This window comes from Agrobacterium sp. OT33 (assembly GCF_017313365.1).
GTDB classification, from domain to species: Bacteria; Pseudomonadota; Alphaproteobacteria; order Rhizobiales; family Rhizobiaceae; genus Agrobacterium; species Agrobacterium rhizogenes_A.
In genome coordinates, this window is the sequence record NZ_JAFLMZ010000002.1 from 171,592 (window position 1) to 185,400 (window position 13,809).

General features: G+C 59.3%; 13 protein-coding genes and 1 tRNA gene. 9 read left to right on the plus strand and 5 right to left on the minus strand.

From position 1 onward, the window contains the following. Nucleotides 1-33 precede the first annotated feature (33 nt). The gene (locus JZX88_RS04885; protein ID WP_065115854.1) at nt 34-825 is read right to left on the minus strand and encodes a competence/damage-inducible protein A; all 792 of its coding nucleotides are present in this window, start codon (nt 823-825) and stop codon (nt 34-36) included. A gap of 277 nt (nt 826-1,102) precedes the next feature. Between JZX88_RS04885 and wrbA the strand changes: the two genes are divergently transcribed. Beyond that, nucleotides 1,103-1,702, plus strand: coding sequence for an NAD(P)H:quinone oxidoreductase type IV (gene wrbA / locus JZX88_RS04890; protein WP_065116228.1), 600 nt, complete (start codon nt 1,103-1,105; stop codon nt 1,700-1,702). Nucleotides 1,703-2,217: 515 nt separating this feature from the next. On the opposite strand, the gene JZX88_RS04895 is transcribed toward wrbA, so the two are convergent. After that, nucleotides 2,218-2,463, minus strand: a complete 246-nt coding sequence (locus tag JZX88_RS04895) for a DUF982 domain-containing protein (RefSeq protein ID WP_065115853.1) — start codon at nt 2,461-2,463, stop codon at nt 2,218-2,220. 74 nt (nt 2,464-2,537) lie between these two features. Continuing rightward, complete coding sequence (locus tag JZX88_RS04900; RefSeq protein ID WP_065115852.1) at nt 2,538-2,837, minus strand: hypothetical protein; 300 nt, start codon at nt 2,835-2,837, stop codon at nt 2,538-2,540. A 688-nt stretch (nt 2,838-3,525) separates the two neighbouring features. Between JZX88_RS04900 and JZX88_RS04905 the strand changes: the two genes are divergently transcribed. From JZX88_RS04905 to exoR, 8 genes are all read left to right on the plus strand, one after another. After that, nucleotides 3,526-3,678 (plus strand): DUF3309 family protein, encoded by a 153-nt coding sequence (locus tag JZX88_RS04905; protein WP_003495626.1) that lies wholly within the window; start codon nt 3,526-3,528, stop codon nt 3,676-3,678. A 240-nt stretch (nt 3,679-3,918) separates the two neighbouring features. Then, a tRNA-Cys gene (locus tag JZX88_RS04910) sits at nt 3,919-3,992 on the plus strand. A 241-nt stretch (nt 3,993-4,233) separates the two neighbouring features. Then, the gene (locus JZX88_RS04915; RefSeq protein ID WP_065115851.1) at nt 4,234-4,905 is read left to right on the plus strand and encodes a protein-L-isoaspartate O-methyltransferase; all 672 of its coding nucleotides are present in this window, start codon (nt 4,234-4,236) and stop codon (nt 4,903-4,905) included. Between the two features lie 398 nt (nt 4,906-5,303). Beyond that, nucleotides 5,304-6,281 (plus strand): PopZ family protein, encoded by a 978-nt coding sequence (popZ, locus tag JZX88_RS04920; protein ID WP_206912766.1) that lies wholly within the window; start codon nt 5,304-5,306, stop codon nt 6,279-6,281. A 216-nt stretch (nt 6,282-6,497) separates the two neighbouring features. Further along, a complete protein-coding gene (locus JZX88_RS04925; protein WP_206912769.1) occupies nt 6,498-9,341 on the plus strand; it encodes a valine--tRNA ligase in 2,844 nt (947 codons plus the stop codon). 453 nt (nt 9,342-9,794) lie between these two features. Next, nucleotides 9,795-11,078 (plus strand): outer membrane protein transport protein, encoded by a 1,284-nt coding sequence (locus tag JZX88_RS04930; RefSeq protein ID WP_110757065.1) that lies wholly within the window; start codon nt 9,795-9,797, stop codon nt 11,076-11,078. Between the two features lie 268 nt (nt 11,079-11,346). Beyond that, the gene (locus JZX88_RS04935; RefSeq protein ID WP_286172167.1) at nt 11,347-11,655 is read left to right on the plus strand and encodes a hypothetical protein; all 309 of its coding nucleotides are present in this window, start codon (nt 11,347-11,349) and stop codon (nt 11,653-11,655) included. Continuing rightward, entirely contained in the window at nt 11,642-12,436 is a 795-nt protein-coding gene (gene exoR, locus JZX88_RS04940; protein ID WP_065115847.1) for an exopolysaccharide production regulator ExoR, read from the plus strand. Before JZX88_RS04935 ends, exoR begins: the two co-directional genes overlap by 14 nt. 44 nt (nt 12,437-12,480) lie before the next feature. Here exoR and xth read toward each other — a convergent pair whose 3' ends face one another. Both xth and erpA read right to left on the minus strand, forming a co-directional pair. Next, nucleotides 12,481-13,278, minus strand: coding sequence for an exodeoxyribonuclease III (gene xth, locus JZX88_RS04945; protein WP_110757067.1), 798 nt, complete (start codon nt 13,276-13,278; stop codon nt 12,481-12,483). Between the two features lie 95 nt (nt 13,279-13,373). Next, the gene (gene erpA / locus JZX88_RS04950) at nt 13,374-13,706 is read right to left on the minus strand and encodes an iron-sulfur cluster insertion protein ErpA (protein WP_065115845.1); all 333 of its coding nucleotides are present in this window, start codon (nt 13,704-13,706) and stop codon (nt 13,374-13,376) included. Nucleotides 13,707-13,809: the final 103 nt, after the last annotated feature.

Consider the following 13,809-nt stretch of genomic DNA (forward strand, 5'->3'; position numbering starts at 1 on the left):
GGTCAAACCTTCTCGTCGCAGGCCGGTTCCGTTTCAGGCGGTCGCATCGCCCTTGCCGGCCGCCAGCCTTTTTTCCTGGCCGATGGTTTCGATCATGGCGGCAACCGCCTCGGTCGCCGCCTTCAGCACGCTGGCATCACGGGCGCGCACGACGATCTCGGTCGAAAAGCGCTGCCCGTCATATTTCGGATAGGAGCCGATGCTGGTTTCGGGATGGGCCTTCTGGATGGCCGTCAGCGGCGTGCCGATATCGCCTTCGCCATAGGGCGAGCGCACCGCCTGCGACATGACCTTCGCGCCGGTGCGCAGGGTCGGCATGACATTGTCGAGCATCGCCTGGAACACCTGCGGCACGCCGGCCATGACATAGACATTGCCGATGACGAAGCCGGGAGCGACGGAAACGGGGTTGGCGATATGCGCTGCGCCTCTCGGCATGCGCGCCATGCGCTTGCGCGCCTCGGTGAACTCCATCTCCCGCACACGGTACATGTCGCCAAGCAGGCGCAGCGCCTCGGCATCGTGTTCGCAGGGCAGGCCGAACGCCGCCGATACCGCATCCGCTGTGATATCGTCATGGGTCGGGCCGATGCCGCCCGAGGTGAAGACATAATCATAGCGGCTTCGCAGCGCATTCAGCGCCTCGACGATCGATTCCTCCTCGTCGGCGACAATGCGCACTTCCTTGAGATCAATGCCGGACATGGTGAGCACATCCGCGAGATGCCCGATATTCTTGTCCTTGGTGCGGCCCGACAGCAGTTCGTCGCCGATGGCGAGCATGGCGGCGGTGACAACGGAAGAAGTGGAGGAGGGGTTGGACATGGGTGCACTCGTCATCTGTTTTGTCAGACGTTAGCCCCGCTCCCGGGGAATGCAAAGCGGTTTTGAAAAAATGTCTTTTTGTAAATGGTTGACGTTCCGGTTTTCCGTTCACTCATCGTGAACAGTGCGTATGCCAATCCCCGGCTGGCGGGATCACGGTCTGTCCGCTACCTTTTCTTCACACGGATTTGACGGGTAAACGCCGATGATCATCGAGTTTTTGAAGAAGCTTCTGGCCGGCACGCCGGAAACAGTTCCAGCAAAGGAAACGAAGAGAATGACGAAGGTTCTGGTACTTTATTACTCCTCCTACGGCCATATCGAGAAAATGGCCTATGCGGTTGCCGAAGGCGTGAAGTCCACCGGCGCGGAAGCCGTGGTCAAGCGTGTTCCCGAACTCGTTCCGGAAGCGGTCGCCAAGTCCTCCCATTTCAAGCTGGACCAGCCGGCTCCGGTGGCAACGGTGGATGAGCTTGCCGAATACGACGCCATCATCGTCGGCGCCGGCACGCGCTTCGGCACGGTCGCCTCGCAGATGCGCAATTTCTGGGATCAGACCGGCGGCCTGTGGTTCAGCGGCAAGCTGGTCGGCAAGGTCGGTTCGGCCTTCACCTCGTCCGCCACCCAGCATGGCGGTCAGGAATCGACCATTCTCGGCTTCATCCCCACCTTCCTGCACCATGGCATGGCCGTTGTCGGTCTGCCCTATGCCTTTCAGGGCCAGATGGGTGTCGATGAGATCAAGGGCGGCTCGCCCTATGGCGCTTCCACCATCACCGATGGCGACGGTTCCCGCCAGCCGTCCGAAATCGAACTGGAAGGCGCACGCTTCCAGGGCGCGCATGTGGCGAAACTCGCCGCCAAGCTTTCGGCCTGAACTGAACCTTGCTGAAAAATAAATGCGGCCTGAAAGGCCGCATTTTCCTGTTCTGACAGCGTCAGATTGTCGGAGCCGTGGGGGACGGGATTTCCAGGCGGTTCAGATCGGCAGGTTGACCATGAAAAGGCAACTTGCGACCACGAAGCCGAGCATCGAGATTTCGAGAAAACCGTTCAGTCCGTCACGCATTCCAATCCTCCTTGTGTCGAGCGGAAAGAGAACGGACAGAGCCTATTGCGGTTCCATAACAGAAGAATGAAATTTAGAGATTTTTAATGCCCTGACATTCCGCCGCCGGGCGAAGGTCACTCATGCATGTCAGCCGGTGACAACGAAGGCGACGACGAGATGGCCGAGAAGGCCTATCGCCAGGCAGGAGAGAAGAAAAATGAACAGGGCTTTTTTCATGTTTCCGGCAGCTTCCATCTGTTTTGACCCATTGAGCCATTTTCTTGATCTTGCGCCGCCGCAGGGCACGTCTCGTCTTCCTGCGGCAGGCGGACCGGTGGCCGTCAGGCCTTGATGTCGAGGCCCGCCTCGATGGCGGCGGCGATGAAGGCCCTGCGCGCATCCTCCGGTTTCTTGCGGCCGGCATCGACGGCGGCGCAGATCAGCAGCGCCTTGTCCAGCGCCTCGCCATCTTCAACCGGCCAGTCCTCAATCAGCGCCCAGGAGGCCGCCTGCGTGGTTTCGATGCTCGTATAGTCGCCCGGCGTTTCAAACGCGATCAGGACGGGTTTTTGCCAGCGCGTGTTCATCGCCTATCCGTATTGGTTACCGTGCCCGGCTCTAAACGAAGCGGCGTGAATGCGCAATCCCGCGAACGGTGCGGTCAGTCGTCGCGTCCGAACAGCCAGTCGCGGATGATGCGCCGGTCGATGAGTTCCAGCGAGCGGTCGGGCGCGATGCGGTAGGTCTCGACCGCCCTCGTGCTGCCGTCGATACGGAATTCGTGGCTGAACGTGCTGCCGATCGGTGATTTCGTCAGCTTGGTGCGCGGCTGGCCTCTGTAGGTGATGCTGCCGGGAATCGGTTCGACATAAGGCGCCGGTCCGACATAGGGGCCGGGCCCGACGGTGGTGCATCCCGCAAGTGCGAGTGCGATGATGGCCGATGTTAGGAGCGTTTTCATCCTGTCCTCCGAAGTGCGTCTGCGAAAACGATATGGAGGCGCAGCGGTTCCCGACAGGCAGCAAGACCAGGGGTAATTTGTCCCGGTCACTTGCCCTTCGGATTCTGAATGTCGCGCGCGACCCAGCGGAAGAAAGCGTAGACGAGGAGGCCGAAGATGAAAAGCGGGATGAGGTTCGCAAAACCGGACATATGATTCTCGTTTCTCCCTCCCTGTCCGGGGTCTAGCCGGACTGAAACCGGCAAGGCAAGAGATGCGGATATCACCACCGGTAAAATATCCGTGTGCCTGCAGGGGAGAATCTGGGGCTGTGGGAGGGGGCGGGAGAGATCTGGCGCACTGCCAGTGATGCCAGATCTCTCCGTCTCCCGCCAGTTTCAGGGTACGGGGGACTTGTCCTTACTATGACGGACAACGGCCAATCGACATAGGCCGAGAAATCACCTCGAATAATTCGCTGCCGCGGCCCGCCAACCGGGGTCGGAGCTTTTTATCCGGCAAATTATTTCAGGCGCGGCGGCCGGCGGGAGCGCGATCCACCATCCCGGTGATCGAGAATGGCCTAACCCGTTGAAACGGCTTGGGTGCATTCCGCAGGACATGTCGCGGAGAAGGGTGCGGAAGGGAACTTTTGTCAGACTGCATCATTGAATCAGGCAGGACATATGCCAATAGTGGAGGATTACACATGCTCGGCACCATCCTCGTCATTCTGCTCATCCTGTTTTTGATCGGCGCGCTGCCGAGCTGGGGTTATCATAATTACGGTTATGGCCCGTCGGGCGGCTTGGGACTGGTTCTGGTCATCGTGCTTATTCTGGTTCTGCTCGGGCGCATCTGATTGATCGCTCAGGAAAATGAAGCAATGCCCGCATCGCCGCAAATGTGCGGAATGCGGGCATTGTTTCTTCTGAAATATGAGTAAGATACAAAAAACCACGCAATCTTAAGCGTTTAGATGGTTGGCGATGGAGTTGCGCCCATCCGGTTCGAAAAAACATCACATTCGGGACGAACCCTCTTGCGCCCAAAATGGATTCGTTCTAAATGCCCGCCATCGCTTGAATTGAAGAGCGTGTGAGGCCTCGTGGCGGAGTGGTGACGCAGAGGACTGCAAATCCTTGTACCCCGGTTCAATTCCGGGCGAGGCCTCCAAATTTTCACCGACATCGATGTTTTTCGGGCAAAGCGGTCTCGTTTTGCGGCGATTTGCCGTTCTTTGCGTTGTGAAAATCCCCGTGGTTTCGCTTTTTCCCGCACATCCCGCTTACCGCGCTTGAAAGCGTGCGCCTTGGCAATTATGAGATTATCCAAAGGCGAGGGAGACCTGCGCCGTTTTGAGCTTTTGGAGCCGAGGCTTCCCGACCGGCATCCGCGAAATTGAGGCGATAACGATATGATGGATTTCGAAACCGCGCGCGCCAATATGGTCGACAGCCAGCTGCGCACGACCGACGTGACCTCGCATTCGGTGCTGAAGGCGTTTTTGAGCGTGCCGCGTGAGGCTTTCGTGCCGGCAGGCGTGCGGCAGATTGCCTATGTGGACGAGGATCTGCAGATCTGTCCCGCCCGCGACGGCCGCCCGGCCCGTTACGTCATGAAGGCTTCGCCGCTGGCGAAGCTGCTGCAGCTTGCCGCCATATCCAAGGAAGACGTGGTGCTGGAAGTCGGCGGCGGTGCCGGTTATGCGGCCGCCATTCTTTCGCAGCTTGCCGGTTCGGTCGTTTCGCTCGAATGCGACGAGGCGCTGGCGGCGCAGGCCACGGAGACGCTGGCTTCGCTCGGATATGACAATGTTGCCGTCGTCACCGGCGATCTCGAAAAGGGTTATGCGGGCGAAGCTCCCTATGATCTGGTTTTCGTCAACGGTTCCGTCGAGGAAGTGCCGGCGGCGCTGACCGATCAACTGCGCGACGGCGGACGTCTGGTCGTCGTTGTCGGATATGGCAATGCCGCCAAGGCCACCGTCTATCGACGCGATGGCAACAGCACCTCGGCCGCAAGCTCTTTCAACGCGTCGGTCAAGCCTCTGCCCGGTTTCGCCAAGGCGGCCGAGTTCGTTTTCTGATCGGCAACGATCATCCTGTTCGTGGCGCCGGGGTGGACCTTTCACCCCGGCGTTTGTTTTTTGGGGCAGGGCGCGGCCCCGTTCCATGGTGGGTCCCGAGCAGCCTTCTCACAAAGCTGTGCATCACCGCGAAACTTGTCGAATCAGTGATTTAGTTCCGGGCTATGCTACCCTAGACTAAGGGTGATTCGGGGTGTGCGTATTTCTGCCCCGCATGACCCTGCAACAGGGACGGCAAAAACGCCCGGCGGTTTTGTTCCAACCTGTTTCAGAGCATCGGCATGGCAGCCGGTCCGGCTGCCGTTCGCGCGATGCAGGAATTGAACAGGTGCGAAGCGTCCTGTCCGGCACCCGAATGGTGCGGCTGGAATGCTCAAGAGTGGAAACCGGGGATTGATATGGCTCAGCCAAGCGTAGCGCGTGAACCGTCCATGGAAGAGATTCTGGCGTCGATACGCCGGATCATCGAAAGCAACGAGCCGGGACCTGCCGGTGCGTTTTCCGGACAGTTGCCGCCGGTCTATGACGATGAAGACGATGCCGCAGGCGAGGCGGCCTTTGTGACGGAGCCCGTCAGCCCGCCGGCCCGCGTTCCCCCCGCCGCAAATCAGGCTTTTGGCGCACGGCCAGCGCAGGATTTTTCGCCGGCTTCCGAAAAGCAGATGGCTGAACAGCAGGAAATCTCCACCGAAAAGACCATGTCTCTGGCCGATGTCGCGGCGCGCGTGCGCGCTGCCGCCGATCGCAATGCCGCCATGGGGCCGCAGGCATTTGCCGCGCAGGCGCAGCGCGGCGCGACGGAAGCTGTGAAAGCGGCGCCTGCCGCCCCTTCTCTCGACGTGGTGCAGGCTGAACGTCCCGCGCCGCAGCGTCCGACGGATGTGCGGCCGCTGATGGCCGCGGCCGCTGCCAGTGCCAGTGCCAGTGAAAAGGCAGCGCCTTTCGCCACCGAGGATCACGCCGCGGCGGCGGCCATCGAAAATACGTCCTTTGCCGAAGGCCGTTTTGATCAGCTTGCGCTACGCGGCGCCATCGAGGCGCCGGTTGCCAGAGAGCATTTTGAAATCGAAGTGCACCAGCCCGCCGACGAGGCGCCAGAATTCGAACTGGCCGAGCCGCAGGTTGAGGCCGGGCGTGAAGCCCATGGCGGTCTGTCGCTCAATCTCATTTCCGCCGAGGCCGGTGCGCAGATCGCGCGTTCCTTCAGCGAACTGGCGGAGGTTTTTGACGGCGTCGAGCGTCGTTCCATCGAGGACATGGCCGCCGAGATGCTGCGTCCCATGCTGCAGGACTGGCTGGAAGACAATCTGCCGACCCTGGTGGAACGCCTCGTGCGTGAAGAAATCGAGCGCGTGGCGCGCGGTTCGCGTCGCTGAGATCGTCCGGCCGCCCGGCGCAAATGCGTCGCGGGTCAGGAAACAGGAGCCGCTCCGGCATCGGGGCGGCTTTTTTGTTGAAGATGAAGGTGTTATGGGGGCATAGTCATCCTTGGGGCTGCTCAATGGCGGCTCGCGGCTCGGTTTCTGTTGACTCTCGACCGTCCATCCTTATTTAAAAAATCCACACAAGAACTCTAAAATTCAGGTCAGGAAATGCTCGAAAAGACCTACGATTCCGCAACCGTCGAACCGAAGATCGCCAAAGCCTGGGACGAGGCGAATGCGTTTCGTGCCGGCGCCAACGCCAAGCCGGGCGCGGAAACCTTCACCATCGTCATCCCGCCGCCGAATGTGACGGGCTCCCTGCATATGGGCCACGCGCTCAACAACACGCTGCAGGATATATTGGTCCGTTTCGAGCGCATGCGCGGCAAGGATGTGCTGTGGCAGCCGGGCATGGATCATGCGGGTATCGCCACCCAGATGGTGGTCGAGCGCAAGCTGATGGAACAGCAGCTTCCGGGCCGCCGCGACATGGGTCGCGAAGCTTTCGTGGAGAAGATCTGGGAGTGGAAAGCCGAATCCGGCGGCCTGATCTTCAACCAGCTGAAACGCCTTGGCGCATCCTGCGACTGGTCGCGCGAGCGCTTCACCATGGACGAGGGCCTGTCCGAAGCCGTTCTGGAGGTCTTCGTCACGCTCTACAAGCAGGGCCTGATCTACAAGGACAAGCGCCTCGTCAACTGGGACCCGAAACTGCTCACCGCGATTTCCGACATGGAGGTCGAGCAGATCGAGATGAAGGGCAATCTGTGGCACCTGCGTTATCCGCTGGAAAAGGGCGTCACCTATCAATATCCGGTTGCCTTCGACGAGGAGGGCAAACCCACCGAGTTCGAAACGCGCGATTATATCGTCGTTGCCACGACGCGCCCGGAAACCATGCTCGGTGATACCGGCGTTGCGGTGAACCCGGAAGACGAGCGTTACAAGGGCATTGTCGGCAAGCACGTCATCCTGCCGATCGTCGGCCGCAGGATTCCGATCGTCGCTGACGACTATGCCGATCCGACAGCCGGCACGGGCGCCGTGAAGATCACGCCTGCGCATGACTTCAACGATTTCGAAGTCGGCAAGCGCTGTGGCCTGCGCGCCATCAACGTCATGAATATCGACGGCACCATCTCCATCAAGGAGAACGAGGATTTTCTCGAAGGCCTCGATCATCCCGCCGCCCTGCATGGCGCATGGGATCGTCTGGAAGGGCAGGATCGCTTCTTCGCCCGCAAGGTCATCGTCGAAATCTTCGAGGAAGCCGGCCTGCTCGACAGGATCGAGCCGCACAAGCATGTGGTGCCGCATGGCGACCGTGGCGGCGTGCCGATCGAGCCGCGCCTGACCGACCAGTGGTGGGTGGACAACAAGACACTGGCCCAGCCGGCCATTGCCTCGGTGCGCGAAGGCCGCACCAACTTCGTGCCGAAGAACTGGGAAAACACTTACTTCCAGTGGATGGAGAACATCCAGCCCTGGTGTATCTCGCGGCAATTGTGGTGGGGCCACCAGATTCCGGCATGGTATGGTCCGGATGGTCAGGTCTTCGTCGAAAAGACCGAAGAAGAGGCGCTGCAGGCGGCCATCCAGCACTATATCGCCCATGAAGGCCCGTGGAAGGCCTGGGTCGAGGAGAAGCTCGAAAACTTTGCGCCGGGCGAAATCCTGACGCGCGACGAAGATGTGCTCGACACATGGTTCTCGTCGGCGCTCTGGCCGTTCTCGACGCTCGGCTGGCCCGAGCAGACGCCGGAGCTGGCGCGCTATTACCCGACCAATGTGCTGGTCACGGGCTTCGACATCATTCCGTTCTGGGTGGTTCGGATGATGCAGATGGGCCTGCATTTCATGAAGGACGATGCCGGCAATCCGGTCGAACCTTTCAGCACGGTCTATATTCACGCGCTGGTTCGCGACAAGAACGGCCAGAAGATGTCGAAGTCCAAGGGCAACGTCATCGATCCCCTGGAACTGATCGACGAATATGGCGCGGATGCGCTGCGCTTCACGCTCGCCATCATGGCGGCGCAGGGGCGCGACGTGAAGCTCGACCCCGCGCGTATTGCCGGTTATCGCAACTTCGGCACCAAGCTGTGGAACGCCACGCGCTTTGCCGAAATGAACGGCGTGAAGCGCGATCCGCACTTCCTGCCGGAAACCGCGTCGCTGACGATCAACCGCTGGATCCTGACCGAACTTGCCAATACCGCGCGCGATGTGACGGCGGCTCTCGAGAATTTCCGTTTCAACGATGCGTCCGGCATTCTCTACCGTTTCGTCTGGAACCAGTTCTGCGACTGGTATCTGGAACTGCTGAAGCCTGTCTTCGGCGGCGAAGACGAAAAGGCGAAGACGGAATCGCAGGCCTGCGCGGCCTATGTTCTGGACGAAATCTACAAGCTGCTGCATCCCTTCATGCCTTTCATGACGGAAGAACTGTGGGCGCATACGGCCGGCGAGGGCGAGGAGCGGGACGATCTGCTCTGCCTCACCGACTGGCCGGCGCCGGAGTTCCGCGACGATGCGGCGGCTGCGGAAATCAACTGGCTGATCGATCTCGTTTCCGGCATCCGCTCGACACGCGCCGAGATGAATGTGCCGCCGGGCGCGACTGCCTCGCTGGTGGTCGTTGGCGCCAACACCTCCACCGAAGCGCGGCTCGACCGCCACGCCGCCGCCATCCGGCGTCTGGCGCGGGCCGACGAAATCCGTGCGGGCGAAGTCGCGCCGAAGGGTTCGGCCCAGATCATCGTCGGTGAAGCCACCATCTGCCTGCCGCTCGGCAATCTCGTCGACCTTGCGGCGGAAAAGGCCCGTCTCGAAAAGGCGATCGGCAAGGTGGATGCGGAAATGGAACGCATTGACAAGAAGCTGTCGAACGAAAAGTTCGTGGCCAATGCCGATCCTGAGGTTGTGGCCGCCGAGCGCGAGCGCAAGGCCGAACTGGAGGTTCAACTGACGAGCCTCAGAACCGCCATGCAGCGGGTGAACGAAGCGGGATAACGCCCGGTCTCGTCAAAACACCGAAACGCCCCTCAAATGCGGGGCGTTTTTTTGCCTTTTGTCACGTTTGATTTCGTTTCATTGCTGCGTTGCAGCGCCGAATCATTCCTGCGCCGGAGTGGGATTATTTCATCGCGGCTGCTTGCCCGGACAGCGCTGAAAAGCCGAAAAAACCAATAAAAACGGCCTCATAAGCGGGTTTCTTCGGGAAAGTACCACTGTGGTTATTTGGCGACATTTCCATTTTGTGTTGGGAATTTGTTTCGTTTTGTATCAATTTTTTCGAAGGGATTAGAAAAATAGCCTAAAATGATTATTTAAGAGGGTAGACATAAAATTCTTACGTAAAAAAATTGCCGCATTCGTGCGGCAGCCGCAGCCTGCGGCAGATTGTCATTTAGCCTTTAGCACTTCACTCTATCCTTGATCACATTGCCTTGATTGGGGAGAGAGATGGCAAAAACTGCAATTTTTCGCGGCGCGGTATGTCTCGCTGTCAGCATCGCGGCGGTCACGCCTTCACTGGCCGGCGGCCTCGAGCGTGGCGGTTACAATATCGATCTGCTGTTCGATCCGTCCGACTACGTTCTCGACAGTTCGGCTACTTTCGTCGCGCCGCAGCGTAAGGTTGAGAACGCGCGGGACAATCCGCTGAAGAGCGGCGGTCCGCTGCCTGCATCCTGGTCTACGACTGCCGATGATTCCGAGAACTACTGGTCGACACGCGTTGGCGCGAAGGCCGCGATCGGCGATTTCGGTGATTGCATGTTCGATTATTCGCAGCCGTGGGGGGCGGACCTTAACCCCGGCATCTGGCAGGGATCGAGCTACAACATCGAAACCAAGGTGAAGTCGCATAACTACGCTACCACCTGCCGCGTAAAGTTCGATCTCGGCAAGGGTGACTTCTCGATCATCGGCGGTGGCTTCTATCAGGAGATCAGCGGTTATAAATATCGTCAGGTCGTTTCCCCGACAGCGCTCGGCCCGGCTTATCCTTCGCTTTATTCCGGCGTCGGCAAGCTGGACATGGAAGGCGACGGCTGGGGATGGCGCGCGGGTATCGCATACGAGATTCCCGAAATCGCTTTCCGCACCAGCCTTGTCTATAACAGCGCCGTCGATCACGATCTGAACGGTACTGTCGACCTCAGGGGCCTTCCGGCTGCAGGCAGCCCGGCCCTTATCGCCTACGGCGGCAAGGTCACCCCGGTTTACGGTTCGGTCTCCATGCCGGACAGCCTGGAACTGAAGGTACAGTCGGGCATTGCGCCGGACTGGCTTGCTTTCGGTTCGGTGAAGTGGACGGACTGGAGCCAGATTCAGGTCGTGCCTTTCTGCCAGGTCGGTGTTCCGTCCTGTATTGCGGGTGTCACCTCGCTCACCACGCTCGATCTTTATTATCGTGACGGCTGGACGGTTACCGGTGGTATCGGCCACAAGTTCAACGATCAGTGGAGCGGTGCCGTCAGCCTTACCTGGGATCGTGGTACTTCGACGGTGATCGGCACGCAGACCGATACCTGGATGATCGGCACCCAGGTCGTCTATTCGCCCACCCCGAACCTCGAGTTCAAGATTGCCGGCGCTCTCGGCCTGCTCACCTCGGGTGAATCTTCCATCAATGGCGGCCGTTGCAGCTCGGCCGGCACGGCGACCTGCGGTGATGAGGCTGGCTACAGCTTCGGCAGCGATCTCGTGGCGGCGATCTCCACCGGCGTCAAGGTCAAGTTCTGACCTCATTCTTCCGCTGATGCTAAAATAAAGGCCCGGTTTACCAACCGGGCCTTTTTTCATGCCCGACTGTGATTCCTGCTCCATAAAATTTTCCAGGCCGAAAGTTTTGTGACGATTTGGCAACACTTTTCTGCAAGCGTGGGGCCGCGTTGGAATGTGAGCATATCTGTCCATTTCCCGCCACAAACAGGGTGCTTGGCTTATGTTTATGGGCACGGGAATGAAAGAACATGCAGGCGTTTGATGTGGATCTCTGGAATTGCAGAAAGTGAAAACAGGTTTGGATTCAGGGTTTAAGCAAGTAATACGGGAATTTCGTCCGGCTTTCTTGTTTGACGCTGACCGGCAGACGGTAAGACGCCGTTATATTGCCGGAAATTATGCCTATATCTGTTTCACTGAAAAACTTGGGCAATTACCACGAAAGACCACCGGCGGTGCGCTGGAAAGTGCTGCCGGAAAGACGCAGTGTGTTCGAAAAATCGCGACCCGGCGGGGTTCGGCTTTGCAGTATTCCGCAAGTATTGGCTATATGCCGGGAAGAGTGAGAGAAGTTCGCCGAAATGCTGAAATGTGAAGCCAACGTTTTAAAGCCGCTCCTTATGGGCATGTTGCTTGCGTCGCTCGCAATGCCTGCCGCAGCTTTTGACATTAATGCGGGCGTGACCAAGGAATCCGGCCCCTTCGACCTGTTCAAGTTCGGTTTCAAGGCCTACAAGAACGGCAACAAGGGCGAAGCCGTCGAGGCCTATCGCTACGCGGCTGAAAAGGGCCATACCGGCTCGCGCTGGGCGCTTGCCAATATGTATGCCTTTGGCGATGGCGTCGCCAAGAACGACTTCGAAGCTTTCAAGATTTACAGCGAAATCGCCAGTCAGGGTGTAGAGCCGGGTTCCGAGGATACCGGCTTTTTCGTCAACGCGCTTCTTTCCCTTGCTGATTATTACCGGCACGGCATTCCCGGCAGCCCGGTGAAGATGGACCTTTCACAGGCTCGCCAGCTTTATTTTCAGGTCGCTTCCACCTTCGGTGTCGCCGAAGCGCAGTTCCGGCTGGCGGAGATGATCCTGGCCGGCGAGGGCGGCCGGGCCGATGTGCAGCAGGCCAAGAAGTGGCTCAATCAGGCGCGCAAGCACGGCCACGCCGGCGCCATGTCGATCTTCGGCAATCTGATCTTCCAGGAAGGCCAGACGGCGCAGGGGCTGGCTTTCATGACGGCGGCGCTGGACAAATGCACGGCGGTAGACTGTACGTGGATCCAGAACCTGCAGGAGCAGGCTTTTTCGCTGGCGGGCGAAAATGATCGCCGCGCGGCCATCGCGATGGCGCAGAACATGCAGATCGACGATTCCAATTGAGATGACGCCGGTCGAGGCGATTTCGCTGGTCTGACGCGAGCCGGTCAGCCGACCGGCTGGAAATCGAAATAACCGCAGACTGGCACGTGGTCGGACGGTTTTTCCCAAGCCCGCACATGTTTTTCGATGCTGACGGATTGCAGCCTGTCGGCCGCTTCCGCCGAGAGCATCAGGTGATCGATGCGGATGCCGTTGTTCTTCGGCCATGCGCCGGCCTGATAATCCCAGAAGGAATAAAGTCCGGCCTCATCCGTCGTCGCGCGCGCGGCGTCGGTAAGGCCCAGATGTTCCAGCCTGCGGAACGCTGAGCGTGTCTGCGGCAGGAACAGGGCGTCGCCTTCCCAGACGCGCGGGTCGTGACAATCGAAGGGTTCGGGAATGACGTTGTAATCACCCGCCAGAACAAGCGGTTCCTCAAGCGCCAGACGGTCTTCGGCAAATTGCCGCAGCCGTTCCATCCAGGCGAGCTTGTAGGGATATTTGACCGGGTCGTCTGGCGGATTGCCGTTCGGCAGGTAAAGCGAGCAGACACGGATTGCGCCGCCTTCGACGGAAAACACACCCTCGATGAAACGCGCCTGTTCGTCGGTATCGTCGCCCGGCAGGCCACGATTGACCTCGTCCGGCCTGACCTTCGACAGCAGCGCGACGCCGTTGAAGCCCTTCTGGCCATGGGTCTCGACATGATAACCGAGCGCTTCCAGCTCAAGCCGGGGAAAACCCTCGTCGACCGACTTGATTTCCTGAAGGCAGACGATGTCAGGCGATGAATCCTTCAGCCACTGGCAGAGGTTTTCGATACGCGCCTTGACGCCATTGATGTTCCAGGTGGCAATCTTCATCGGAGTTTCCCTTTTGTGAGGGTACTTTTACCCGATGCAAAGACGATTGCCACCGTTTTTGGAATGTGGTGACGAGGATGTGGTGGAAAGATATCTCAGATCGAAAAGCTCGTCCCACAGCCGCAGCTTGCCACCGCATTCGGGTTCTTGATCTGGAAGGACTGGCCAAGCAGATTGTCGACGAAGTCGATTTCGGAGCCGGCCATATAGACGACCGAGAGGCTGTCGATCAGCACCCTGGCGTCGCCGCGGGCGATCACGATATCGTCATCGGCGGGGTCTTCGGCCAGATCGAACTTGTAGGAGAAGCCCGAGCAGCCGCCGCCTTCCACCGAGACGCGCAGCGCCTGTTTGCCCGCATCCGCTGCGACGATCTCGGCGATTCGCTTCGCTGCGGCTTCCGAAAGGGTAATGTCGCTGTTTTCCATGTCGTTTCTCCTGCCGGGGTCAAGAACCGGAGAGCAATAATCTCGTTGTCACTATTATAAACCGGTCAAATTACCGGTCTATAGCCTGTTGAAGGCGGTCCGC